Source organism: Agrobacterium tumefaciens (assembly GCF_013318015.2).
Taxonomy (GTDB): Bacteria; Pseudomonadota; Alphaproteobacteria; order Rhizobiales; family Rhizobiaceae; genus Agrobacterium; species Agrobacterium tumefaciens.
This window is the reverse complement of the sequence record NZ_CP115842.1, coordinates 1,597,617-1,621,225: the sequence shown is the minus strand read 5'-3', so window position 1 is coordinate 1,621,225 and position 23,609 is coordinate 1,597,617. Positions and strand designations below refer to the sequence as shown.

Genomic DNA, 23,609 nt, shown 5'->3' with positions numbered 1-23,609 from the left:
ATGCGCCAAACTATCGAGGTCAATATGACGATCCCCACCATTTCCGATTATCCGATGCCGGTCGCAGCAAGCTTTCCGGCCAACAAGACCAAATGGCAGCCGGACGCCAAGCGCGCCGTGCTGCTCATCCACGACATGCAGCGTTATTTCCTGCGGTTCTACGAGGCCGACGGCAGGTTGATGACAACCCTCATCGACAATCTTGCAAAGGTAAAGGCATGGGCGGTTCAGAACGGCGTGCCGGTCATCTACACCGCCCAGCCGCACGATCAGCCTGCCGCCGACCGCGCGCTTCTGAACGACATGTGGGGACCGGGCCTGACCGTGGTCGACCCGGAGTTGCAGAAGGTCGTGGACAAGCTTGCGCCGACGCCCGACGATGTGGTGCTGACCAAATGGCGCTACAGCGCCTTCCAGCGTTCAGACCTTGCCGAGCGTATGAAGGGGTGGGGCCGCGACCAGATCATCATCGGCGGCGTCTATGCCCATATCGGCTGCATGATGACGGCTGTTGAAGCCTTCATGAAGGATATTCAGCCCTTCATGCTGGGTGATGCCGTCGCCGATTTTTCCGAAGCCGAACACCGCATGGCGCTGCAATATGTGGCAACACGCTGCGGCGTGGTGATCGACACTGAAAGCCTTGCCGGCGCGGGAGAGACCACCGATATCAGCGAATGGCTGAAGGCCCGCGTCCTGCAAATGGTGGAGGACGAGAGCGACATCGACCCGGATGAGAACCTGATCTTCTATGGGCTGGATTCGCTGCAGGTGATGAAGCTTGCCGGCGAACTGAAGGAACGCGGCGTCATCGTGGGCTTCGAAGAGCTTGCCCGCGTACCGACGCTTTCTGCCTGGTGGGCGCTGATCGAAGAAAAGCGGCTCGCGGCCTGAGCGGACGGACAAGATGATGCAGAACAGATTTAACGGGCGGCGCGTGCTGGTGACGGGTGCCGCGCAGGGCATCGGCCGCCGCATCGCCGAGCGTTTCACCGAGGAAGGGGCCGAGGTCATCGGCCTTGACCTCATTGCCGATGCAACCGATGCAACCTTCCGCCAGATCACGCTCGACATCACAGACGCGGCGGCAGTGGAGGCGGCGAGCAAGGCGATCGAGAAGGAATGGGGCGGGCTGGACATTCTCGTCAACGCCGCCGGCATCCTCCGGCTCGGCGACAGCGAAAGCCTGACGCCGCAGGACTGGAACGCCTGCATGGATGTCAATGCTGCGGGGCCGTTCTACCTGCTGCGGCAATGGAGCGGCGTCTTCAAGCGGCAGCGGCGGGGGGCAATCGTCAACATCGCCTCCAACGCCGCCGTTGTACCGCGCATCGGCATGCTCGCCTATTGTGCCTCCAAGGCCGCACTCGTCAGCCTCAGCCATTGTGCAGCACTTGAACTCGCGCCCTATGGCGTGCGCTGCAATGTGGTGTCACCCGGCTCCACCGATACGCCGATGCTGGCCGGCATGCTGAACGATCCCAGCGGCAAACAGCGACTGGTCGCCGGTCTTCCCGAGCAGTTCAAGCTCGGCATTCCGCTGGGCAAGATCGCGCGGCCGGACGACATCGCCGACACGGTGCTGTTCCTCGCCTCCGATCAGGCAGGCCATGTGACGATGCAGCAGATCGTGGTCGATGGCGGCGCCACGCTTGCCGCCTGAGCATCGGTCCGCGTGATGAGGATGACAGATATGGCCAACGCGCCGGCGTTTCACGGCGAAGCTGTTTCCGGCGATCCACCCGAGGCCATCTGGCATTGGCCGGACGACAGATGCGATTGTCATTGCGTCACCCTTCATTACAGCGCCGAAGAAGGGCGCGGCGGCAAGGTCCCTCCCTTGCCGCCGCAGCTTTTGCGCGCTGCGCCCAGACGCAAGGCGGAATTTATCGCCGGGCGCAGATGTGCTGCCGAAGCCATACGCCGTCTAACCGGCCGCGCCGCCTTTCCCGGCATGGGAGAGGATCGCGCCCCTATCTGGCCCGAAGGCGTGGTCGGCGCGATTTCCCACAGCCACGAGCGGGCAATTGCGCTTGCCGGCTCTTCCGAGCGGTTCTGCGGCATTGGCATCGATATCGAAAGGCTTCTGAGCGAGGAGGAAGCTCGCGATATTGCCCCGCAGGTACTGACCGCAAACGAACGCCTCAGTCTTGGAAACGACATCGATCCCTTCATGACCGGGCTGATCTTTTCGGCCAAGGAAAGCCTGTTCAAAGCGCTTTATCCGACCGTCAGACGTTCGTTCTTTTTCGAGGCGGCGGAGTTATCCGGCTATGAAGAGTGCGGTTCAGCATCCCTTCGGCTGACGACCGACATCAGCGGCGAGTGGCGCAAGGGAACGGACATTCCTTTCCACTTCTGCCGCTTCGAAGGCTTTTTGCTCACCCGTATCCTTCTCCCGCATTAAGGGAAAAATACAGAATCCTTTCCTGTGAAGATCATATTTAAAGTCGTTATTCCCGTCATTTGTGTGAAACACTGAAACGGTACGCACCGTGTTGGAATGATTCCAAACATGCAACGGTGGAGATACGATATGACCGACATCGATACGAGCAAGCTTTCCTGGGATGCGTGGGACGAGCTGCAAAACCCGCCGCCGGCCGAAACCGATTTCGACCGCGTGGTCGAGACCGCGATTTCCCGCCGCGGCTTTCTCGGTGGCGTGCTTGCCTTCGGTTCGGCCGCAGCAGCCATGGGCACGCTCGGCAACCTGATGACCAGCACCTCGGCGGAAGCGCAGGAAGCGGCAGCCGGCCGTTTCCCCTTCAAGCCGGTGGCTGCCGCGACCGACCACACCATTCACGTGCCGGAAGGCTACAGCTGGAAGCCGGTCGCCAAGTGGGGCCAGCCGCTGTTCTCCAACGTGCCCGACCTCGACCCTGCCAAGGGTGTCAGCGTTGAAAACTCCGACAAGGTCTTCGGCGAAAATACTGACGGCATGGAACTGTTCATGGTCGGCAATCACCAGCTGATCGCCGTCAACCATGAATATGTAAACCCCGAAACCAACCTGCCGCATGCCGAAAAGGGCAACCCGAAAACGGCCGACGACGTCAAGATCCTGCAGAACATGCAGGGCGTCACCGTCATGGAAGTTGCGGAAGGCACCGGAGGCTGGGAAATCGTTCTCGACAGCCCGTTCAACCGCCGTATTCACCACAACACCCCGATGAAGCTTTCCGGCCCGGCCGCAGGCTCGGACCTCGTCAAGACCGCCGCAGATCCGAAGGGTGTCGACTGTCTGGGGACCTTCAACAATTGCGGCGCCGGCCGCACGCCCTGGGGCACCTACCTCACCTGCGAGGAAAACTTCAACGGCTATTTCGGCACCACTGATGCCACCTTCAAGCTGCCGGATGACTACAAGCGCTACGGTATCGTCGCCGAGACCCGTTACGCCTATGAGAAGTTCGATGCGCGTTTCGATGTCGCCAAGAACCCCAACGAGCCGCGCCGCGCCGGTTACGTGGTTGAGATCGATCCTTCGGACGCCTCCTCCACCCCGATAAAGCGCACCGCCCTTGGCCGCATCAAGCACGAAAACGCCGCTGTGGTGATCGCGCGTGACGGCCGCGTGGTGGTTTACATGGGCGATGACGAGCGTGGCGAATTCCTCTACAAATTCGTCTCCAACGGCATTTACGTGCCCGGTGGCGACACCTCGAAACTGCTAGACGAAGGCACTCTCTACGTCGCCAAGTTCTCGGACGACGGCGCTGGTGAATGGCTGGCTCTCACGCCTGAGACGACAGGCATGAAGATCGATGAAATCTGCGTCTTCACGCGTCAGGCCGCTTCCAAGGTGGGCGCGACAACGATGGACCGCCCGGAATGGGTCGCCATCAACCCGGTCGCCATCGAAGCCTATTGCGCCCTTACCAACAACAGCCGTCGCGGCGAAATGAAAGACGGCAAGTTGCGCGCCAATGCTGGCGGCGACGCCATGGCGATCAATGCTGCCAACCCGCGCGAAAAGAACGAATACGGCCAGATCGTGCGCTGGTACCCGGAAAACGACGATCACGCGGACGGCAGATTCAAATGGGACCTGTTCTGCATGGCCGGCAACCCCACCGTTCACAAGGATGCCTATGCCGGCTCTTCGAACATCAACGAAGGCAACATGTTTAACTCGCCCGATGGCATGATGTTCGATTCGACCGGTCTCCTCTGGATCCAGACCGACGGAGAGGACAGCAACGAGGGCAACTTCGCCGGCCAGGGCAATAACCAGATGCTGGCAGGCGATCCGGCCACCGGCCGTATCGAGCGTTTCCTGACCGCGCCGAAGGGTTCCGAAGTTACCGGCCAGACATGGTCCGGCGACAAGCGTACCCACTTCGTCGGCATCCAGCACCCCGACGCCCCCTTCCCGGATGGCGAAGGCAAGCTGCCGCGCTCCACCGTTATCGCCATCAAGCGTGACGACAACGCGCAGATCGGCTGACGCTTTGGCTTAGGCGGAACCGGGTCTCGGCATAGCGGAGATCCGGTTCCTGTCACCCGTGACCAAGGGTCGATGCGGCCTGACTGAATTTTCACTCGCCAGTGGACAAGAGAGGCATTACCGCTTCAAATCCCCCCACACGATACCAGTCAGGAGAATGACCATGGAAATATTGCGCGCGGGAACACGGGCCTCAACCAAAGGCCCCGAGGCATGGTTTACCGGCACGGTCCGTATCGATCCTCTGTTCAACCCGTTCGATGCAGAGCGGGTTCAGGGCGCTCAGGTCACCTTCGAACCAGGCGCGCGAACCGCATGGCACACGCACCCGCTCGGACAGACCCTGATCGTGGTTTCAGGGTTTGGAAGGGTGCAGCGCGAGGGTGGCCCCGTGGAAGAAATCCGCCCCGGCGATACCGTGTGGTTCGCACCGGGCGAAAGGCACTGGCACGGGGCGGCACCCGATGTCGCCATGACGCATATCGCGCTTCAGGAAGTGAAAGACGGCAAGGTCGTGGACTGGATGGAGCACGTCACGGACGATCAGTATGGTGGCTGAAGCGGCCTGGCCGAAATGGCGCTCGTCCTGCTTGCCGGACGATCTCCAGCGTTAAGCAACATCCGGAAGAGCCGAAATATTTCGGGGGCGCTATTTAAACTTTGACTCGTATGCGCATTGGGTGAACCTTCATCGCGTCGCGGGAACATGTGGAGAATCGTGATCTTAACCGGTGGAATTGTCCTTGCCCTTATCACCGCCCATGCGGTTGCAATTCCATGCCCATGACACTCAACCGGCGCGATGTGGTGGCGGGGTTGTCGATTGCCGGCCTGATGTTACCGGAAGCGATCGCCTATTCGGGGATTGCCGGCGTTCCAGCCCAGCATGCCATCCTTGCCGCCATCATGGGCTGCATCGTCTATGCCATTTTTGGCCAAAGCCGTTTTGCGGTCGTCTCGCCCACATCTTCCTCCGCCGCAATCCTGGCGGCAATGCTTGCGACGCTCTCGGTCACACCAGCGCAAAAGATGCTGCTCGTTGCCATTACGGTCGCTCTGGTGGGCCTGCTGTTTCTGCTTGCGGCTGCCACGCGGCTCGGCGCCCTGTCGAGTGTGATCTCGCGCCCGGTGCTGCGCGGTTTTGCCTTCGGCCTCGCCATTCTGATCACCATAAAGCAATTGCCGAGCCTCTTCGGGATAAAGGCGCAGTCGGGCGAGCCGTTTTCCATTCTCCTGCAAATTCTCTCCCGCCCGCAGGACTGGAGCCTTGAAAGCATCGCCGTCGGCGTTGCGGCACTCGCCGTGCTGCTTCTCCTGCGCAGGCGCCCCGCCATTCCCGGCAGCCTCGTCGTCATCGTGGCAGGCATTGCCATCTCGACCCTGCTCAACCTTCAAAGTCGGGGCGTCGCCGTCGTCGGCCAGATCGATCTTGCCGGCATATGGGCCGGCCCGTTTTCGGTCTCGCTTGATGATGTCGCGCATGTTGCCCGCTTCGCGCCGCCACTCGTCCTCATCCTCTTTGCGGAATCATGGGGCACCATCCGAAGCTTTTCGCTTCGCCATGGCGAAATTGTCGATTCCAATCGCGAACTCAGAGCATTCGGGCTTGCCAATATCGCCAGCGCCGCCATGCAGGGTATGCCGGTTGGTGCGGGTTTTTCAGCAGGCGCAGCAAGCGAGGCGGTTGGGCCGCAAAGCCGGCTTGCCTCTGCCATCGCCGCAATCGGCCTTGCCGTCCTCAGCCTGCTCGCCGCCAGCTGGTTCGCTTTCATCCCGGAAGCAGTCCTTGCCGCCGTGATCGCCGTGGCGCTGCTGCATGCGCTCGACCCCGCGCCGATCATCCGTTTATGGCGGCTCGGCAACGACGCCTATCTGGCACTTGCCGCCGCAGCCGGCGTACTTGCCTTCGGTGTGCTTAACGGCATGCTTGTCGCCGTCGCCCTTTCCTTCGCCGTCTTCGTTCGCCGGCTTTCCCTACCGCATGTCATGCATCTTGGCCGGCTGGGCGATAGCCACGACTTTGTCGACATGGAACGCCACCCGGATGCGAAGGATGTGTCAGGCATGATTATTCTCCGGCCCGCACAACCGCTTTTCTTCGGCAATGCGGAACCGATCCTTGCCGCCGTTACCAAATACATCGTTGCGCGGCCGGAACTGCACATCGCAATTGTCAGCCTTGAGGAAACATTAGAACTGGATTCCACCGCGCTTGATGCGTTGCTGGAGTTCGATGCAGCGATGCAGCGCAGCAGCATCGTGGTCTATTATGCGCGCATGCACGACCATGTGCAGGATCTGCTGCTTGCTGGCGGCGGATCCGACATGGTGGCGCGCAGCAATTTCAGTGTCGATGATGCCGTGACGGCGGCCATGCATCGGGAGGACAGCCATGTCACACAATCTTGAACCGCATCTGACCCCGGTTGAAATCACCTCACTCAAACCAACGCAGATGACAGTCGGTCTGCGCGAGGTGGAGGACAAGCGGCGGCAATGGGCCGCCATCCGTGAGGAAAAGGGAGCCGACTTCCTCGGACACCATATGGTACCCGTCGTCCTTGGTCACAAACAACGTCTTTATCTGGTGGACCACCACCACCTCGCTTTAGCCTTGCATGAGGAAGGCGTGAAACATGTACTAACCAGTATCGTTGCCGATCTTTCCCATCTCGACCGGCAGGAATTCTGGTCGGTGATGGACCATCGCAACTTCGTCTATCCTTTCGACGTGGATGGCGTGCGCCATCCCATCGAAAACCTTCCCAAACGGATCGTCGATCTAAAGGACGATCCCTTCCGCGCGCTGGCCGGCGCGGTTCGCGACGCTGGCGGTTTTGCCAAAATAGACGCTCCCTTCAGTGAATTCCTCTGGGCGGATTTCCTGCGCCGCCGGGTGGGAGGCAAGAAGCTGCGACATTCCTTCGAGGACGCTGTGGAGGAAGCGATGCAACTGGCACGCTCGCGCGATGCGCGGCATCTGCCTGGATGGTGTGGAGCGGACCAATGACCACCCTTCCCTCCCTTTTCCGAGTGATGGCGGCTGCCATCGCAGTTTTCGTACTGGGCGCGGCGAGCCTAGCTGCGCAGGAACTACCGCCGCCAGCGAGACCGGCTCCTACGGAACAGACGACAGAGCAGAAAGTCGACCAGTTGATACAGCTTCTGGGACAGGACGATGTTCGTGCCCTTCTCACACAGAAGCTTGCGGCGGCCGGTACAGAGCAGCCGCCAGAACTGACGCCGCAGAGCCAGTTGAGCGATCTCGACCAATGGGCAAGCAAGCGGCGCGAACACCTAGGCCGCCTCGCAAGGGATCTGCCCGGCATGTCCACGCAGATCATCGCGGCGCTGGGAAGGCTTTGCGACGAGATCAGCAACTATGGTACAGCCGTCTTTTTGCTGCACGTATCCATCCTGTTCGGTGCGGGCCTTGCCGGCGGCATTGCCACGAACCGGATCATAGCGATGCAGGCCTCCCGCAGGAACGGCGCGAATATCGGCAAGGAGGCCTCGTCTGTCGTATCGCGGAGGCTTTTGCCCGTCTTCGGCTACGGCATTGCTGCCACCGCCATGTTCCTTGCCATCCAGTGGTCACCTTTGCTGAGCGCCGTTCTCCTGCCCTGGCTTGCAACCAGCATCGTGTTGCCGCTGCTTTTTGCCTTCACGGGCCTGCTGCGGCGGGTCGTTGGCCGCGAGGCCAATGTCCGGCGCGATTTCTGGATCGTCCGCTGGACATGGCTCCTGACCCTTGCCGGCGTCTTCTGGGCGTTGCTCAGGACGCTCGAGAATCTCGATGTCCCGCGTGACACGCTTGGGCTTCTGTCCTCCGCCATGGTCGGCCTGCTGTTCCTGCTCGCATGCATCTGGATCTGGCGTCGTCCGGTCGGCGATCCCGGCTCGGAGCGGGCTAGGTCAATCGATGTCGCGCTTATCTTCGGCCTCATCATCCTCTTCGGGTTGCGGCTCGCCGGCGCCGGGGTCCTGTTCTGGATCGGGCTTTATGCGCTGGTTCTGCCCGGCCTTGCCTCGACGCTTGGCATCGCGGCGCGAAAGCTGGCAACCGACATCGGCACCTATGGGGAAAGCGATCTTCGCCCGGTACTGGTCGAGCGAGGCGTGCGGCTTGCAATCGTCGGGACTGCCATCCTGTGGCTGATCTTCCTCGTGCGCGCGCATCCGAATTCCCTGCCCGATGGCGCATTGCTGACGTCGATCGTCGTCGGCGTCCTGCACGGGGCGCTGATCCTGCTTCTTGCCGATCTCCTCTGGATCGCGATCAAGTCGATGATCGCACGGCGGCTGGAGTTGAGTACACCCGTCGGCAACTCGATGAGCGGCCAACCGGGCGGGGGGCAGCCGCAAGATGACCGGCTTTTGACCATTCTGCCGATCCTGCGCAACATGCTCGGCATCATCATCGCCGCGGTTGCGGTCATGACGGCGCTTTCGGAACTCGGCGTCAATATCGGGCCGCTGCTCGCAAGTGCCGGCATCTTCGGCATCGCCATCGGTTTCGGTTCGCAGACGCTCGTCAAGGATATCATCAGCGGCGTGTTCTACATGATCGACGACGCCTTCCGCGTCGGCGAATACATCCAGAGCGGTTCCTACCGCGGCACGGTTGAATCCTTCAGCATCCGCTCGGTCAAACTGCGGCACCATCGCGGCCCGATTTTCACCGTGCCGTTCGGATCGCTCGGCGCCGTCGAAAATATGAGCCGCGACTGGTCGATCGACAAATTCCTCGTCACGGTCGCCTTCGATACTGACATTGCCAAGGTCCGGGCCATTACCAAGGAGATCGGCAAGGCGCTGAAGGAAGACCCGGAATTCGGACCGTTCCTGATCGAAACCGTCAAGCTGAAGGGCGTCGAGCAATTCGGCGAATATGGCATGACGCTTGGTTTCGGCATGATGCTGCGCGCCGGCGGGCAATCCTCCATGGTGCGCCGCAAGGCCTATTCGATGTTAAAGGATGCCTTTGCGCAAAACGACATCCAGTTCGCCAGCATGGCGGGCGCCTATCCCGCATCTACACGAAGCGCGCGGCCACAGGAGCCCGAAGCAAGCGACGGGACGGGGCCGGTGGAAGAATAGGCCTCCGGCAACCGCGCCCCAACCTTATCCCATTCGTTCGGACATATATTCGCCCGGCGAAGCGGGAAACACCACGGTCTTATTGCCGTTGAGGAAGACACGGTGATGGATATGGGCATGAATGGCGCGCGCCAGAACCTGGCTTTCCACGTCCCTCCCGAGGCTCACATAATCCATGCCGCTCTGGGCATGGGTGACGCGGATCGTGTCCTGTTCGATGATCGGGCCTTCATCGAGATCAGCGGTGACGTAGTGGGCCGTCGCGCCGATCAGTCGCACGCCGCGCTCATAGGCCTGCTTGTAAGGGTTTGCGCCCTTGAAGGAAGGCAGGAAGGAGTGGTGGATGTTGATGATGCGGCCAGACATTTCCTGGCACAGCCGTTCCGACAGAACCTGCATGTAGCGCGCCAGCACGACAAGTTCGGCGCCTGCATCGCGCACCACCTGCAGTATGGCCGCCTCGGCTTCCGGTTTCGTCTCCGGCGTGACGCGAATGTGGTGAAAGGGAATATCCTCGTTCACCACCTGCTTCTGGTATTCGAGGTGATTGGAGATGACAGCGACAATCTCCACAGGCAATGCACCAATGTGGGAACGATAGAGTAGATCGTTCAGGCAATGGCCGAAGCGTGAAACCATGATCACGACTTTCGTTTTCCGCGAGAGATCATGGATATCGTATTCCATGTCGAAATCGGCGGCGACGGAAGCGAACCCTGCGACGAGAGCAGCGGGTTCCATCCCTTCCTCCGAAACGAAGCTCAGCCGCATGAAAAAGCGGCCCGTTTCCAGGTCGGTGAATTGCGAACTGTCGTTGATGTTGCAGCCGGACCGCGCGAGATATCCGGACACGGCGGCAACGATGCCGCTGCGTGCCGGGCACGAGACTTTCATGACATAGCTGGTCAAATCCTGCTCCCCTTGATGGATCAGCGATCGGGAAAATGGCGGTGATGCCGCCCTGCCCGATCATGGCTAACGAGACCGATAATAGCGTGTTACGCGCCGTAGATCGGGAAGGCCTCACACAGCGCTGCAACCTCGGCCCGCACGTTCGCCTCAATCTCAGCATTGCCTTCGGCACAGACAGCCAGCGCGTCGATGACGCGCAGGATCAGCACGCCGATCCGCTCGAATTCGGCCACGCCAAAACCGCGCGTGGTGCCGGCCGAACTGCCGAGCCGGATGCCCGAGGTGACGAAGGGCTTTTCCGGGTCGTTGGGAATGGAGTTCTTGTTGCAGGTGAGGCCTGCCCGCTCAAGAGCGATTTCGGCAACCTTGCCGGTAACGCCCTTCGGACGCAGATCGACCAGAACCATGTGGCTGTCGGTTCCACCAGACACGATCCCCAGACCGCCATCCGTCAGCACTCGCGCCAGAGCCTGTGCATTGGCGATGACCTGACCAGCGTAGTCGGCAAAGTCCGGCCGCAGCGCCTCGCCGAAGGCAACGGCCTTGGCGGCGATGACATGCATCAGCGGGCCGCCCTGATTGCCGGGGAAGACGGCCGAATTCAGCTTCTTTGCCAGATCGGCATCGTTGGTCAAAATCACGCCGCCGCGAGGGCCGCGCAGGGTCTTGTGGGTGGTGGAGGTGACGACATGGGCGTGCGGCACCGGGTTTGGATATTTGCCGCCGGCGATCAGGCCGGCATAATGGGCCATGTCGACCATCAGCCATGCGCCAACCTCGTCGGCGATCTTGCGGAAGCCTTCGAAATCGATCTGGCGCGGATAGGCCGAGGCGCCTGCGACGATCAGCTTCGGCCTGGTTTCCATCGCCTTTGCCCGAACCTTTTCCATATCGATCAGATGCGTCTCTGCATCCACCTCATAGGAGACGACATCGAACCACTTGCCCGACATGGTGACCGGCGAACCGTGGGTCAAGTGGCCGCCATGGGCCAGCGAAAGCCCCATGATCCGGTCGCCCGGCTGAAGAAGTGCCAGAAACACCGCCTGATTGGCCTGCGCGCCGGAATGTGGCTGAACGTTCGCGAACTCCGCGCCGAAAAGTTGCTTCAGCCGGTCGATGGCGACCTGCTCGACCTTGTCGACGAATTCGCAACCGCCATAATAGCGTTTGCCGGGATAACCTTCGGCATATTTGTTGGTCAGCACGGAGCCTTGCGCCGCCAGAACGTCGGCGGACACGATGTTTTCCGAAGCGATCAGTTCAATCTGGGTTTTCTGGCGATCGAGTTCCTCGGCGATGGCGTCGGCAATCACCGTATCCGAGACGGCATTATGGGACAGACGGTTGAGCATTGTTTCCTCCTCAAGGATCAGGCGATTTCGGCGGCAAGTTCCTTGCAGCCGGTTTCAAGCAAATGGCCGAGATGCGGCGCGAAACTGTTCCAGATATCCATACGGAAACCATCCGGCGCATCGCGCCACAGCACCACGGTCACGCCATCGAAAATCGTTCTGCGGGCCTCGCCAACCGGAATGGTGTCGATGTCGCGGGCGCAGCCGAGTGTCAAAAGCTCGGCGGCGAGCGGCCCCTTGATCGCCAGCGTCACTTCCCTTCCGGAAATATCGACGAGACTATGCGGATGGCCGGCATAAACGCCAGCGCAGGCCGCAATCACCCCGTCGACCGCGCCAACGGGAGCAAGGATCGTCCATTCGTCGGGGCCAAGGCGCACGGCCTCGATTTCGCCTGCAGCAGTGCGAGCGCCGATCCGGTCGGGCAAGGTCAGGCCAAGGGCTGTATTGAGCGGCACCAGATCGCCGCGCGCACGCAGCGACAGCCGCCCCTGCGCGGCCAATATGCTGACCCGGGCTGCTTTGCTCTCGGCCAGCGTGCCGGGAACGGGGGAGGAAACGCGCATATTCATTGTCATCTCCTGGTCAGATCTTCAGGCGGGTGTTTTCGGGATCGACAAAGACCATCCCGGTGATTTTTGCGGCAATCGTGCGTTCGGGCATTGGAATATAGACGGTCTCTCCCATCCGCTCATGGCCGCCCTCGACCAGCGCCAGCGCAATCGGCTGGCCAACCGCATCCGAATGATAGGATGAGGTGACATGACCGACCATTTTCATCGGGATAGGCTGCTTCGGATCGAAGACAATCTGCGCGCCCTCTTCCAGCTTCGAGCGGTCTTCGGTCAGAAGACCGACGAGGTGACGACGGCCCTTGGCGACGAGATCGGGGCGCGCGAGGCCACGCTTGCCGACGAAATCCGGTTTGGTCTTGCCCACGGCCCAGCCCATCGCGGCATCATAGGGCGTGACCGTGCCGTCAGTATCCTGGCCGACGATGATGTAACCCTTTTCGGCACGCAGCACATGCATGGTTTCCGTGCCATAGGCGGTGATGCCGTATTGCTGGCCGGCCTCCCACAGGATTTCCCAGAGCTTGCGGCCAAGCGGCGCGGGCACGTTGACTTCGAAGCCGATCTCGCCGGTGAACGACACCCGGAACAGCCGCGCCGGCATGCCGGCCACCGTGCATTCCGCGCAGGACATATGCGGGAAAGCCTCTTCCGTCAGCTCGACGCCCTCGACCAACGGAGCGAGCAGCTTTGCCGCATTCTGGCCGTTGAGCGCAATGGTGGACCATTGCTCGGTGGTGGAGGTAAGCCAGACGTTGAGATCAGGCCATTCTGTTTGGAGGTAATCCTCCATCATGTTCATCACCCGCGCGGCACCGCCGGTGGTGGTGGTGACGTGGAAGCGATCCTCGGTCATGCGGCCGATGACGCCGTCGTCGCGAATGAAGCCGTCATCACCCAGAAGCAGGCCGTAACGGCAGCGGCCCGGCGCGAGCTTCGACCACGGGTTGGTGTACATGCGGTTCATGAACTCGACCGCATCCGGCCCGACGACCTCGATCTTGCCGAGCGTCGAGGCGTCGAACATGCCGAGGCTTTGCCGCACCGCCCGGCATTCGCGGCCGACTGCAGCATCCATGTCTTCACCTGGTTTGGGGAAGTACCAGGCGCGCCGCCATTGGCCGACCGGTTCGTAAACCGCGCCATGCTTCTCAGCCCAGCTGTCGATCTGCGTCTTGCGCGTCACCTCGAAATGCTGGCCGCGATGATAACCGGCGAAAGCGCCGAAGGTCGTCGGCGTATAGGGTGGGCGGAAGGTCGTCAGGCCTACTTCCGGCTGGCGTTTGCCGAGCGCTTCCGCCGCGATGTTGAGGCCGTTGATATTGGACATCTTGCCCTGATCGGTCGCCATGCCGTTGGTGGTGTAGCGCTTGACGTGCTCGATGGAGCGCATGCCCTCGCGCACGGCCAGCCGCAGATCCTTTGCGGTCACGTCGTTCTGGTAATCGACGAAGGCCTTGGCCTTGCCGGCATCGCGATCGCTCGGCAATTCCGTCAGCGATACGCCGCTGCCGGTGCGGTCGTGCTCCACCGCATAGTCGCGGGTATCGCCCGTCTTGCCCAGGGCTGCAGCGATCTTCCGGCCCTGCTCGGCGCCATCCTTCAGCACCGCTTCAATGCCCCAAAGCCCGCGCCCGGCGCCGGCAATTGCACAATCCTCATTGGTCATGGCCGGCAGGAAGGTGGTCCGCTGATCGTCCCACGCAATCTTGCCCTGCGTGTGGGAAAACAGATGCAGCGACGGCGTCCAGCCGCCAGACATCAGCAACGCATCACAGGCGATTTCCTGCCCCGCGCCGACCGCGGAGCCATTCACCGGATTGACGCGGACTGATTTCACACGCAACCGGCCCGAAGTCGCCGTCACGGTATGCGACAGCCGCACCGGAATGCCGAGCGCGCGCGCCTCGTTCACCAGTTCCTCGCGCACCTTCGAACGGGTATCGACGATGGCCTGCACCCGCACGCCTGCGCCATGAAGATCGAAGGCGGCATACCAGGCGCTGTCATGGCTCGTCACCACCACCGGCCTGTTGCCGACCTTGACGCCATAGCGGTTCAGATAGGTCTGGGCGGAGCCCGCCAGCATCACGCCCGGCCGGTCGTTGCCATGAAAGACCAGCGGTTTTTCGAGAGCCCCCTGCGCCAGCACCACATAGCGCGCCCGCACCCGCCACAGGCGTTCACGCGGCATGTCCTTGGTCACGGTTTCGAGATGGTCGGTCAGCTTTTCGCAAAGGCCGATCATGTTCTGGTGGTAGTAGGCAATCGCCGTCGTGCGGGTCATGACCCTGACGCCGCGCTCCTTCAGCGCCTTCAACTCGTCCGCCAGCCAGTTCCATGCTGGCTGGCCGTCAATCTGCGCCTGCGGCTCGGACAGCAGCGTCCCGCCGGCTTCGGCATTTTCGTCCACTAGCACGACCTTGAGACCATCGACCGCCGCTGCGCGCGCCGCAGCCAGACCCGCAGGACCGGCGCCGACGATCAGCACGTCGCAATGCAGGTTGCGCGAGGCATAGGTATCGGGGTCTTCTTCCGTGGGCGAGACGCCGAGACCGGCCGCCGCGCGGATGAAGGGCTCATAGACCTTGTTCCAGAAGCTCTTCGGCCACATGAATGTCTTGTAGTAAAAGCCCGCCGAAAACAGCATATAGGCCATGTCGTTGACTGCGCCGATATCGAATTTCAGGCTCGGATATTTGTTCTGAGACGTGGTTTCCAGCCCGCTCCAGATTTCCTGCACCGTGGCGCGGGTATTTGGCTCGAACCGGCCGGAGCCGCGGCGGGTGCCGATCAGCGCATTCGGCTCCTCGGAACCCGCCGCTACAGGGCCGCGCGGGCGGTGGTATTTGAACGAGCGGCCCATGAGATGTACGCCATTGGCGAGAAGCGCGGAGGCGACCGTATCCCCCTTTACGCCGCGATAGGTCTTCCCATCGAAGGTGAAGCTTACCGAGCGGGCGGCATCCACCCGGCCACGGCCGGGAACGCGATAGGAACTCATTTCGACACCTCGGAGCTGGCTGGTGCGCTGGATAGGGAGGAGAGATCAGGACGCGGCTCGCCTGCGCGATAGGTCGTCAGGAAACGGTCGCTCACCGTGTCGCGCACCGCATTGAAGAAGCGACCGCAGCCATGCAGGTGCCGCCAGCGCTCGAAATGCGGACCCCTGGCGTTTTCGCGGATGAACAGGAATTCTTCCCACTGTTCATCACTCTGAGATGAAGGGTCGGCCGCGCGCACGACATGGGCCTGCCCGGCATAGGTGAATTCGGCTTCGGGCAGCGTTTCATGGCAATAGGGGCAACGGATCAGCAGCATGGGTTAGCTCCTCAGTGCGCCACGGCAGCGGCGGCGGCCTCGTCGATTAGGCGGCCGGAGCGGAAACGCTCCAGCGTGAAAGGCGCGTTGATCGGGTGCGGTTCGTTTTTCGCGATGGTCCAGGCGAAGGTGTGGGCAGCGCCCGGCGTGGCCTTGAAACCACCCGTGCCCCAGCCGCAATTCACATAAAGCCCGTCGACCGGCGTCTTGCCGAGAATGGCCGAGCGATCCGGCGTGACATCAACAATGCCGCCCCATTTGCGCAGCATCCGCATGCGGTTGAAGATCGGGAAGATTTCGACGATGGCGGCGATCGTATGTTCGATCAGCGGCAGGCCGCCGCGCTGCGAATAAGAGGTATATTGATCCGTGCCGGAACCGATCACCAGCTCACCCTTGTCGGACTGGCTGATATAGGCGTGAACCGCATTCGACATGACCACGCAGGGGAAGATCGGCTTGATCGGCTCGGATACCAGAGCCTGCAGCGGGTAGCTTTCGAGCGGCAGGCGCACGCCTGCGGTATCCATGACCACCGAGGTGTGGCCGGCAGCGGAAACCGCAACTTTTTTTGCCTTGATGAAACCTCGCGCCGTCTCGACACCCGCGACGGACCCGTCGGCGTTGCGGCGAATGGCGGTGACCGGGCAATTCTGGATGATATCGACGCCACGGGCGGCAGCACCGCGCGCATAACCCCAGGCAACCGCATCGTGGCGCGCCGTGCCGGCACGTTCCTGAAGCGCACCGCCCATCACCGGGTAGCGGGCGTTTGGCGATATGCTCAGCGGCGGACAATATTCCTTGCATTCTTCCGGGGTAAGCCAGCGATTGTCGACACCGTTCAAACGGTTGGAATGGATGTGGCGCTTGAAGCTCTGCACATCGTGGACATTATGGGCGAGCATCAGCACCCCGCGCCGCGAATACATGACGTTGTAGTTCAGTTCCTGGCTCAAGTTCTCCCACAGATCGACGGCGTGATCGTAAAGACGCGCGCTTTCGTCGTAGAGATAGTTGGAGCGGATGATGGTCGTGTTGCGGCCGGTATTGCCGCCGCCGAGCCAGCCCTTGTCGATGACAGCGACATTGGTGATACCGTGCTGGCTGGCCAGATAATAGGCCGCACCCAGACCATGGCCGCCGGCGCCAACGATGACCACGTCATATTCGGCTTTTGGCTGACTGTCGGGCCATTGCTCGTCCCAGTTCTTGTGGCCGGTCAGGGCATTCCGCAGGAGATTGAAGGCATTAAAACGCGTCATGAGCGGGCCTGCTGGTTGGAACTCTCGGTATTCAAAAGCCTACGGAGATTTACAGCGGCCGGGCTGGACAATCGCGTCTGATTGCGTGAATATTTGCGCCATGAGCTCTCATCGCGCCAAGAAACGCCTCAGCGTCGCCTTCCTGCTCGCCGACCGGTTCACGCTGTCGGCCTTCGCCAATTTCGTCGATGTGCTGCGTCTTGCTGCCGATGAGGCTGATCGTTCCCGGCCGATCCTGTGCGAATGGTCCGTGCTGTCGGCGACCCTCGGCAATGTGCAATCGAGCTGTGGTGTGAAGGTGCAACCGGATACGCGGCTCATCGACGCCGTGCATTACGACTATATTGTTGTTGTCGGCGGACTGATCAGCGACCACAGCGCCCTGCCGCCGGAGGCATTGCGGTTCCTGAAAGACCGTGCGGCAGCGGGCACTCCCCTTATCGGGCTCTGCACCGGCGTTTTCATTCTACATGAAGCCGGCCTGCTGGATGGTTATCGCTGCTGCGTCAGCTGGTTCCACCATCAGGATTTTCTCGACCGTTTCGACGCCGAGCAGATGGTTTCCGACCAGCTCTTCGTCATAGATCGCAACCGCCTGACCTGTTCGGGCGGCCATGGTGCTGCGCATCTGGCGGCGTTCCTTGTGGAGCGCCATGTCGGCCAGTCGGCCGCCATCAAAAGCCTCAATATCATGATGATCGACAGTGCGCTCAGCGGCGAAAAACCCCAGCCCGGCCAGCAGAGCACCAGAACGGCAACCGATCCCCTGGTCAGAAAGGCGATCCTGCGCATGCAGCAGAACATCGAGGTTCCGAGAACCGTGCTGGAACTCGCGCGCGATCTCGGCCTTGGCCGACGCAGCCTCGAACGGCGTTTCCTTGGAGACCTGAAAGCAACGCCCTCCAAGGTCTATCTTGAGCTGCGGCTCGACCGCGCCCTTTCCCTCCTGCGCACCACGCGTGACCCGATCACCCAGATTGCGCTCGCCACCGGGTTTTGCGACGCCCCACACCTTTCCCGCACACTTCGTGCCGAGCGCGGCTTCAGCCCCAGCGAATATCGCAAAACGCAGATTGGCCACACGACAACGGACGAAGAATTCGCAGTCGGCGTGTTGTTGCCGCAACCTTGAGGCTTTGCTGTTCGCCTGCGAAAAGTCGGGCCCTGCAAAAAATAGATCAATGTAATTGATATGGTCAGACTTGCCCGTACCGGTATAAAAGTCCCCGATCCTGTTTAGGGGAGCCGTGGGGGGAATGGGATGAATTCAGAGCGTCGTGGCGTTCTCGCGCTTTTAGGTGGCCTTGTGCTGGGAAGACCGTCTGTCGGCAAGGCCGCGAGCAACCTTCCGGCAGTTGCCCAATCCCGCTCCGAATACAAACCCCGGCATGTCCTTTGTTTTCTTGGCCCGGAAAATGGTCTGGCAGCGCTGCGGCAGAGCGCTCGCGCCGCTATCGATAAATTTGCCGGCGATTTCAGTCTCGATGAGGATTATTCGCAGGATGAACCGGACGACAGGATGGAACGCTCCTTCGATGTCTGCTGGGATCGTGTCGAGCCGGACGCCTATCAGGAGAGTGACGAGGAGGCAGTCGCAGGCCACGGCTCGGTTCTTTATGTGCTTGGCCCGTCAATGGCCGCGGAAACAGCCGTGGCGACCTGCGGTAAAGCCCTGATGTTCGTGCACCACATGCTCGATAGTGGCGCAGTTGCCGTAAAGGGTGAAAGCGCCGGCGTTGCCCATGGCGTGCAGCGGTGGAAGGAACTCTTCGAACAGTCGCGCCGTAACGCGACCGCAAACGACGCCCTGGCATTCGCCAGAACCTGCCGTCTAGCCTTCGCGCGCCGGCCCATCGGCGGCGATGCCGACGGAATGGGGAGCGTCGGCTTTCATCTGGTCGGATTGCCTGACGTGGAGATACACTTCACCCGAAAAGACCAGCAGCAGCCCTCAACAAATAGCGAGCAGCTGAAGATCGCCGCGCTGATTGACGATATCGCCGATCAAATGACACGCGACGGGGTTGAAGCGGCCTTGAAGGATCGTCGTGCCGACCTGTCCGATGACACGCGGTATGAGGAGGACGAATATAAATTCAATCCGTTCGGCGTTGCGACCATTCGAGACCACAAGCTTTGACGCCACGCTTATAAAGATGCGGGGCCTGGGTCGCTCTCTCCGGCGACAAGCTGCATCGGCCAGACGCAGTAACGCGCCTGATTTGGGTAAAACGGCGCATAGGCCGGCATGGTAGACAGAAGCGTCTGCGCGACCATTACACCGAGATCGTGCAGGGACATGCGGAAACTGGTCAATCGCGGTTCGAGAAACTGGCCGCGTGGACCATCACGAAAACCGATGACCGCAAGATCCCGTCCCGGTTTCAGACCCACTTCCGCCAGACGGCGATAAAGGCCAAGGGCCATCAACTCATAGATCAGCACAAGCGCGGTTGGCCGCGGCCGCATCTGTAGCCACTCGCTGGCGGCGTGATATCCGCCCTGCTCGCTCGATTTCGCCCGGATGACCAGAGAAGGATCGTAAGCAATGCCGTTCTGCTCCAGTCCGCGCCGGTACCCGTCCATGAAAACATAACCGAGATTGACGTCGCTATCGGGTGCGGCAACCGCAATGGTGCGATGACCGGCAGCGGCGAGCCGGTTGACGGCACTGCGCGCAACCTCCTCGAAATCGAGATCGATCCACGCATGATCGGCGCTGGAAGAGGTGCGGCCGAGCGTTACGAAAGGCAAGCGGGTCTGCTTTAAAAAATCGACACGCTTATCGACACGGCGTGTCGAGGAAATGATCATCGCATCCACCATGCGGCGCGCCACCATGCGCTTGAGATATTCGTCCGGGTCTTCCTCACCCGGACACGGCAGAACGATAAGATCGAGATTGTGAGCGGAAAACACGCTTTGCAAACCATCCGTCACTCCCATGAAGAAGTTGTCGGAGTTCTCCACCGTCTGCGCGTCGCTGCCGGTCATCAGGCCGATGACGTTAGTCGTCCCCTGCCTGAGGCTGCGGCCTGACTGGTTTGCGACATAGCCAAGTTTTTCCGCCGCCTCCAGAACACGCCGCCGCGTCTCCTCGTTAACGTCGGGCTTGCCGTTCAAGGCACGGGAAACGGTGCCTATCGATATCTCCAGATAATCGGCAAGCTGACGAATTCCTTTCATGCACTCCCCCTCCTGAGCCGGGTACCAAATATGGGTCCCCAATAACGGTATTGACATATCTAACATGATCATCCTAGTGTCGTAAACGTTTACGATGCTCTGCGCAAAGAGGAGTTTGCCCAGAGAGCGGGGAGAGAAGATGACATACAATGCCGTTTTATGCGGGTGCGGAGCTATGGCCAAAGGCTGGCTGCGCGCCATTCAATCGACGCCGGACATTCTCGGCGCGATCAAGATCGTCGGCTTCGTCGATCTGAACGAAGACACGGCACGCGCGCTTGCCGAAGAATTCTCCCTCACCGACGTCATCATCGGCGTCGATCTCCGCGATGTTCTCGCACGGACCAAAGCCGACATCCTGTTCGATGTCGTCGTCCCGCAGGCACGGTATGCCGTGGTTGCAACCGGTCTTGCAGCCGGGTGCCATGTGCTCAGCGAAAAGCCGCTTGCGGCCTCGATGGAAGAAGCCGAAAAGCTGGTGGAACTGGCGGAAAAGGCCGGAAAAATTCATGCTGTGGTGCAAAACCGGCGTTTTATCTCCGGCATCCGACGGCTGCGCCGGGCCGTGGAAGACGGTATTATCGGTGATTTGACGGCCATTCACTGCGACTTTTTCCTCGGGCCCCATTTCGGCGGTTTCCGCGAGGAGATGAAGAACGTTCTTCTTCTCGACATGGCGATCCACACTTTCGATGCGGCGCGTTTCGTCGCCGATGAAAAGCCGCTCTCCGTGTTTTGCGTGGAGAAAAATCCGGCAGGCTCCTGGTACGCCCACGGGGCAAGCGCCAATGCCATATTCGAATTCTCCAACGATGTGGTCTTCACCTATCGCGGCTCCTGGTGCGCGGAAGGCGAAAGAACCAGTTGGGAAGCCCGCTGGCGGCTGATTGGCTCCAAGGGCATGATCCTCTGGGACGGCGAAGACAATTTCTCCGCATCCGTCGCCGGCGGAGAGCCGGGTCTTCTACGCGGATTCAAGACCGTAAACGTTTCCGACAGTATTTCCGAGAAGGATACGCACGGCCACGCCAGCGTCATACTCTCTTTTCTTCAATCCATCCGTACCGGCCAGATGCCGGAAACGGCCTCCTTCGACAACATCAACAGCTTGGCAATGGTGATCGGCGCGATTGAAAGCGCCCGCATCGGCCAGCGCGTTTCCATCGCAGCATAAGGACCGACAGACGTGAGCAATCCGGCAAAATCCATACGCATCGGCACCATGGTCAGCGCCACCAAGGGACAGGCGGCTGAACGCATCGGGCAGATAGCCGATCTTGGTTTCGAAAGCTTCGAACCGTTCTTCTGGCAGACGACCAACGGCCAGGACCTTGCCGAGCTTGGCAAGCGTTCACTTGACGCGATCGGTGACCGCGACATCACCATCGGCACGCTCGGCATGTTCGGCAATCCGCTGGAGGAAACGGAAATCGACCTTCAGACCTTGCAGGGCTGGAAAGACTGCATCGACAATGCTCATCACTTCGGTGCCACCTGCGTTGCCGGTTTCACCGGCCGCCTGCGCGGAAAGCCGCTGCCCGAGAGCTTGCCCCGTTACAAGGAAATCTGGAGCGAGCTTGCCAAACGCGCAGGGGACAAGGGCGTGAAGATCGCCTTTGAAAATTGCGCCATGGACGGCAACTGGCAAACCGGCGACTGGAACATCGCCCATAATCCGGATGCGTGGGAACTGATGTTCAACGAAACGCCGGACGAGAATATCGGCATCGAATGGGAACCCTGCCACCAGATGGTTTATCTCATCGATCCGCTGCCGCAGATCCGCAAATGGGCGGACAAGATTTTCCACGTGCACGGCAAGGATGCGACCATTCGTTGGGATGTCATTCGTGAGCATGGGATTTTCGGCAAGGAAAAATTCGTCTTCATGCGCACGCCGGGCTTCGGCGACAGCAACTGGACGGACATTATTTCGGAACTGCGCCTGGCCGGCTGGTCCGGCTCGATCGACATCGAAGGCTGGCATGACCCCGTCTATCGCGACGCGCTGGAAATGACGGGACAGGTACACGGCCTGAACTATCTGAAACATTGCCGGGGCGGCGATTTTGTCGTCGATCCCACCTGAGGAATGGAAGCCTTTGGGAGAAGGCTTCCAGTAATTGCAGAGACGATAACCAAGAGGAGGAGATTATTATGGGTATCGCGAAATGCATGATCGCCGGTGCGCTTGTTCTGGCAGGCGTATCCGCCGGTGCGATGGTGGCGCATGCGGAAGATGTCACCTTGACCCTGTGGTCGCTGGACAGGGACATCCAGCCGGCACCCAACCTGGTAAACGAGTTCAACAGGCTCAATAACGGCATCAAGATCGAATACCGGCAATTGCAGTTCGATGATGTGGTGAGCGAATCCATGCGCGCCTACTCGACCGGCAACGCGCCCGATATCATCGCCATCGACAACCCAAACCACGCCATGTTCGCCGCACGTGGCGCGTTTCTTGACGTGACGGATATGATTGCGAAGTCGGACGTCATCAAGACGGCAAACTATTTTCCGGGTCCGCTGAAATCCGTAACCTGGGACGGCAAATATTTCGGCGTTCCGAAGGCGACGAATACGATCGCACTCTATTACAACAAGGACCTGTTCAAGGCAGCCGGTCTCGATGCGGCAAAACCGCCGCAGACCTGGGACGAGCTTGTGGAAGCTGCCCGCAAGCTGACCAACCCCGCCAAGAGTGTTTACGGCATCAGCTTCAGCGCCAAGGCCAACGAGGAAGGCACCTTCCAGTTTCTGCCATGGGCGCAGATGGCCGGTGCCACCTACAAAAACATCAATACCGATGGCGCGGTGAAGGCGCTTGAAACATGGAAGACCCTTCTCAGTGAAAAGCTGGCCTCGCCGGATACGCTGACGCGCAGCCAGTGGGATTCCACCGCCACCTTCAACGCCGGCAACGCGGCCATGGCGATCTCCGGTCCTTGGGAAATCGACCGCATGCTCAAGGACGCCAAGTTCGACTGGGGCGTGACGCTACTGCCGGTTCCGGCGCCGGACGCGCCGCGGTCTTCGGCCATGGGCGACTATAACTGGGCGATCTTCTCCAAGAGCAAACATCCCGCCGAAGCCTTCAAGGCCATCGAATTTTTCGCCTCGCAGGACAAGGACATGTTCAAGAACTTCGGGCAATTGCCGGCGCGTTCCGATATTCCCGTTCCGCCCACCGGCAACGCGCTGAAGGACGAAGCGCTCAAGACCTTTATCGAGCAGCTCAAATATGCGCAGCCGCGCGGTCCCTCGCCTGAATGGCCGAAGATTTCCAAGGCGATCCAGGACGCTATCCAGGGCGCCCTGTCGGGTCAGATGACGCCGAAGGCCGCACTCGATCAGGCCGCTGAAAAGATAAAGCTGATCGAAGGCTGATCTGTCTGGGCGGGCGGCCGGGTTCACCCGGCCCCATCCAAGGGGTTCCTCCCGGTGG

General features: G+C 60.7%; 20 protein-coding genes. 13 read left to right on the top strand and 7 right to left on the bottom strand.

Going from position 1 to position 23,609, the window contains the following annotated elements; genetic code table 11:
- Positions 1-24 precede the first annotated feature (24 nt).
- The 8 genes from G6L97_RS20870 to G6L97_RS20835 all read left to right on the top strand — a co-directional run bounded on the left by G6L97_RS20870 (position 25) and on the right by G6L97_RS20835 (position 9,550).
- The gene (locus tag G6L97_RS20870) at positions 25-894 is read left to right on the top strand and encodes an isochorismatase (RefSeq protein WP_013762275.1); all 870 of its coding nucleotides are present in this window, start codon (positions 25-27) and stop codon (positions 892-894) included.
- Positions 895-907: 13 nt separating this feature from the next.
- Positions 908-1,663, top strand: coding sequence for a 2,3-dihydro-2,3-dihydroxybenzoate dehydrogenase (gene dhbA / locus G6L97_RS20865; protein WP_013762274.1), 756 nt, complete (start codon positions 908-910; stop codon positions 1,661-1,663).
- A gap of 30 nt (positions 1,664-1,693) precedes the next feature.
- Complete coding sequence (locus tag G6L97_RS20860) at positions 1,694-2,407, top strand: 4'-phosphopantetheinyl transferase family protein (protein WP_013762273.1); 714 nt, start codon at positions 1,694-1,696, stop codon at positions 2,405-2,407.
- Positions 2,408-2,536: 129 nt separating this feature from the next.
- The gene (locus G6L97_RS20855; RefSeq protein ID WP_013762272.1) at positions 2,537-4,450 is read left to right on the top strand and encodes a PhoX family protein; all 1,914 of its coding nucleotides are present in this window, start codon (positions 2,537-2,539) and stop codon (positions 4,448-4,450) included.
- A gap of 163 nt (positions 4,451-4,613) precedes the next feature.
- On the top strand, positions 4,614-5,009 hold the full coding sequence (locus G6L97_RS20850) for a (R)-mandelonitrile lyase (RefSeq protein WP_003518141.1): 396 nt from the start codon (positions 4,614-4,616) through the stop codon (positions 5,007-5,009).
- 218 nt (positions 5,010-5,227) lie between these two features.
- Complete coding sequence (locus tag G6L97_RS20845) at positions 5,228-6,859, top strand: SulP family inorganic anion transporter (protein ID WP_407655361.1); 1,632 nt, start codon at positions 5,228-5,230, stop codon at positions 6,857-6,859.
- Positions 6,843-7,460 carry a ParB-like protein gene (locus G6L97_RS20840; protein WP_013762270.1) on the top strand — a complete coding sequence of 206 codons (618 nt, stop codon included), beginning with the start codon at positions 6,843-6,845 and terminating at the stop codon, positions 7,458-7,460. Before G6L97_RS20845 ends, G6L97_RS20840 begins: the two co-directional genes overlap by 17 nt.
- Positions 7,457-9,550 (top strand): mechanosensitive ion channel family protein, encoded by a 2,094-nt coding sequence (locus G6L97_RS20835; RefSeq protein WP_013762269.1) that lies wholly within the window; start codon positions 7,457-7,459, stop codon positions 9,548-9,550. The genes G6L97_RS20840 and G6L97_RS20835 overlap by 4 nt, the downstream gene beginning before the upstream one ends.
- A 24-nt stretch (positions 9,551-9,574) precedes the next feature.
- Here the strand turns inward: G6L97_RS20835 and purU are convergent, their stop codons facing one another.
- The 6 genes from purU to G6L97_RS20805 form a co-directional block, all read right to left on the bottom strand.
- Positions 9,575-10,459 (bottom strand): formyltetrahydrofolate deformylase, encoded by an 885-nt coding sequence (purU, locus tag G6L97_RS20830; RefSeq protein WP_013762268.1) that lies wholly within the window; start codon positions 10,457-10,459, stop codon positions 9,575-9,577.
- A gap of 89 nt (positions 10,460-10,548) precedes the next feature.
- A complete protein-coding gene (glyA, locus tag G6L97_RS20825) occupies positions 10,549-11,817 on the bottom strand; it encodes a serine hydroxymethyltransferase (RefSeq protein WP_013762267.1) in 1,269 nt (422 codons plus the stop codon).
- Positions 11,818-11,834: 17 nt separating this feature from the next.
- Positions 11,835-12,389 (bottom strand): sarcosine oxidase subunit gamma family protein, encoded by a 555-nt coding sequence (soxG, locus tag G6L97_RS20820; protein WP_065687423.1) that lies wholly within the window; start codon positions 12,387-12,389, stop codon positions 11,835-11,837.
- Positions 12,390-12,402: 13 nt separating this feature from the next.
- Positions 12,403-15,393, bottom strand: a complete 2,991-nt coding sequence (locus G6L97_RS20815) for a sarcosine oxidase subunit alpha (RefSeq protein ID WP_174003664.1) — start codon at positions 15,391-15,393, stop codon at positions 12,403-12,405.
- Positions 15,390-15,710: a sarcosine oxidase subunit delta gene (locus G6L97_RS20810; RefSeq protein ID WP_019566908.1), complete on the bottom strand. Its 321-nt coding sequence runs from the start codon at positions 15,708-15,710 to the stop codon at positions 15,390-15,392. Before G6L97_RS20810 ends, G6L97_RS20815 begins: the two co-directional genes overlap by 4 nt.
- An 11-nt stretch (positions 15,711-15,721) precedes the next feature.
- On the bottom strand, positions 15,722-16,975 hold the full coding sequence (locus G6L97_RS20805; protein ID WP_003518155.1) for a sarcosine oxidase subunit beta family protein: 1,254 nt from the start codon (positions 16,973-16,975) through the stop codon (positions 15,722-15,724).
- Between the two features lie 100 nt (positions 16,976-17,075).
- Between G6L97_RS20805 and G6L97_RS20800 the strand changes: the two genes are divergently transcribed.
- Entirely contained in the window at positions 17,076-18,107 is a 1,032-nt protein-coding gene (locus tag G6L97_RS20800) for a GlxA family transcriptional regulator (RefSeq protein WP_019566906.1), read from the top strand.
- A gap of 129 nt (positions 18,108-18,236) precedes the next feature.
- Complete coding sequence (locus G6L97_RS20795; RefSeq protein ID WP_065687425.1) at positions 18,237-19,115, top strand: hypothetical protein; 879 nt, start codon at positions 18,237-18,239, stop codon at positions 19,113-19,115.
- 8 nt (positions 19,116-19,123) lie between these two features.
- On the opposite strand, the gene G6L97_RS20790 is transcribed toward G6L97_RS20795, so the two are convergent.
- Positions 19,124-20,161, bottom strand: a complete 1,038-nt coding sequence (locus tag G6L97_RS20790; RefSeq protein ID WP_174003662.1) for a LacI family DNA-binding transcriptional regulator — start codon at positions 20,159-20,161, stop codon at positions 19,124-19,126.
- A gap of 139 nt (positions 20,162-20,300) precedes the next feature.
- On the opposite strand from G6L97_RS20790, the gene G6L97_RS20785 reads away from it, so the two are divergent.
- The 3 genes from G6L97_RS20785 to G6L97_RS20775 all read left to right on the top strand — a co-directional run bounded on the left by G6L97_RS20785 (position 20,301) and on the right by G6L97_RS20775 (position 23,551).
- A complete protein-coding gene (locus tag G6L97_RS20785) occupies positions 20,301-21,335 on the top strand; it encodes a Gfo/Idh/MocA family protein (RefSeq protein ID WP_065687426.1) in 1,035 nt (344 codons plus the stop codon).
- A 12-nt stretch (positions 21,336-21,347) separates the two neighbouring features.
- Positions 21,348-22,250, top strand: coding sequence for a sugar phosphate isomerase/epimerase family protein (locus G6L97_RS20780; RefSeq protein WP_065687427.1), 903 nt, complete (start codon positions 21,348-21,350; stop codon positions 22,248-22,250).
- A 68-nt stretch (positions 22,251-22,318) separates the two neighbouring features.
- Positions 22,319-23,551 carry an ABC transporter substrate-binding protein gene (locus G6L97_RS20775; RefSeq protein ID WP_065687428.1) on the top strand — a complete coding sequence of 411 codons (1,233 nt, stop codon included), beginning with the start codon at positions 22,319-22,321 and terminating at the stop codon, positions 23,549-23,551.
- Positions 23,552-23,609: the final 58 nt, after the last annotated feature.

Coding starts and splice junctions, on each gene's coding strand:
- G6L97_RS20870 (WP_013762275.1), top strand. CDS start 25: ATGACGATCCCCACCATTTCCGATTATCCGATGCCGGTCGCAGCAAGC.
- dhbA (WP_013762274.1), top strand. CDS start 908: ATGATGCAGAACAGATTTAACGGGCGGCGCGTGCTGGTGACGGGTGCC.
- G6L97_RS20860 (WP_013762273.1), top strand. CDS start 1,694: ATGGCCAACGCGCCGGCGTTTCACGGCGAAGCTGTTTCCGGCGATCCA.
- G6L97_RS20855 (WP_013762272.1), top strand. CDS start 2,537: ATGACCGACATCGATACGAGCAAGCTTTCCTGGGATGCGTGGGACGAG.
- G6L97_RS20850 (WP_003518141.1), top strand. CDS start 4,614: ATGGAAATATTGCGCGCGGGAACACGGGCCTCAACCAAAGGCCCCGAG.
- G6L97_RS20845 (WP_407655361.1), top strand. CDS start 5,228: ATGCCCATGACACTCAACCGGCGCGATGTGGTGGCGGGGTTGTCGATT.
- G6L97_RS20840 (WP_013762270.1), top strand. CDS start 6,843: ATGTCACACAATCTTGAACCGCATCTGACCCCGGTTGAAATCACCTCA.
- G6L97_RS20835 (WP_013762269.1), top strand. CDS start 7,457: ATGACCACCCTTCCCTCCCTTTTCCGAGTGATGGCGGCTGCCATCGCA.
- glyA (WP_013762267.1), bottom strand. CDS start 11,817: ATGCTCAACCGTCTGTCCCATAATGCCGTCTCGGATACGGTGATTGCC.
- soxG (WP_065687423.1), bottom strand. CDS start 12,389: ATGAATATGCGCGTTTCCTCCCCCGTTCCCGGCACGCTGGCCGAGAGC.
- G6L97_RS20815 (WP_174003664.1), bottom strand. CDS start 15,393: ATGAGTTCCTATCGCGTTCCCGGCCGTGGCCGGGTGGATGCCGCCCGC.
- G6L97_RS20810 (WP_019566908.1), bottom strand. CDS start 15,710: ATGCTGCTGATCCGTTGCCCCTATTGCCATGAAACGCTGCCCGAAGCC.
- G6L97_RS20805 (WP_003518155.1), bottom strand. CDS start 16,975: ATGACGCGTTTTAATGCCTTCAATCTCCTGCGGAATGCCCTGACCGGC.
- G6L97_RS20800 (WP_019566906.1), top strand. CDS start 17,076: ATGAGCTCTCATCGCGCCAAGAAACGCCTCAGCGTCGCCTTCCTGCTC.
- G6L97_RS20795 (WP_065687425.1), top strand. CDS start 18,237: ATGAATTCAGAGCGTCGTGGCGTTCTCGCGCTTTTAGGTGGCCTTGTG.
- G6L97_RS20790 (WP_174003662.1), bottom strand. CDS start 20,161: ATGAAAGGAATTCGTCAGCTTGCCGATTATCTGGAGATATCGATAGGC.
- G6L97_RS20785 (WP_065687426.1), top strand. CDS start 20,301: ATGACATACAATGCCGTTTTATGCGGGTGCGGAGCTATGGCCAAAGGC.
- G6L97_RS20775 (WP_065687428.1), top strand. CDS start 22,319: ATGGGTATCGCGAAATGCATGATCGCCGGTGCGCTTGTTCTGGCAGGC.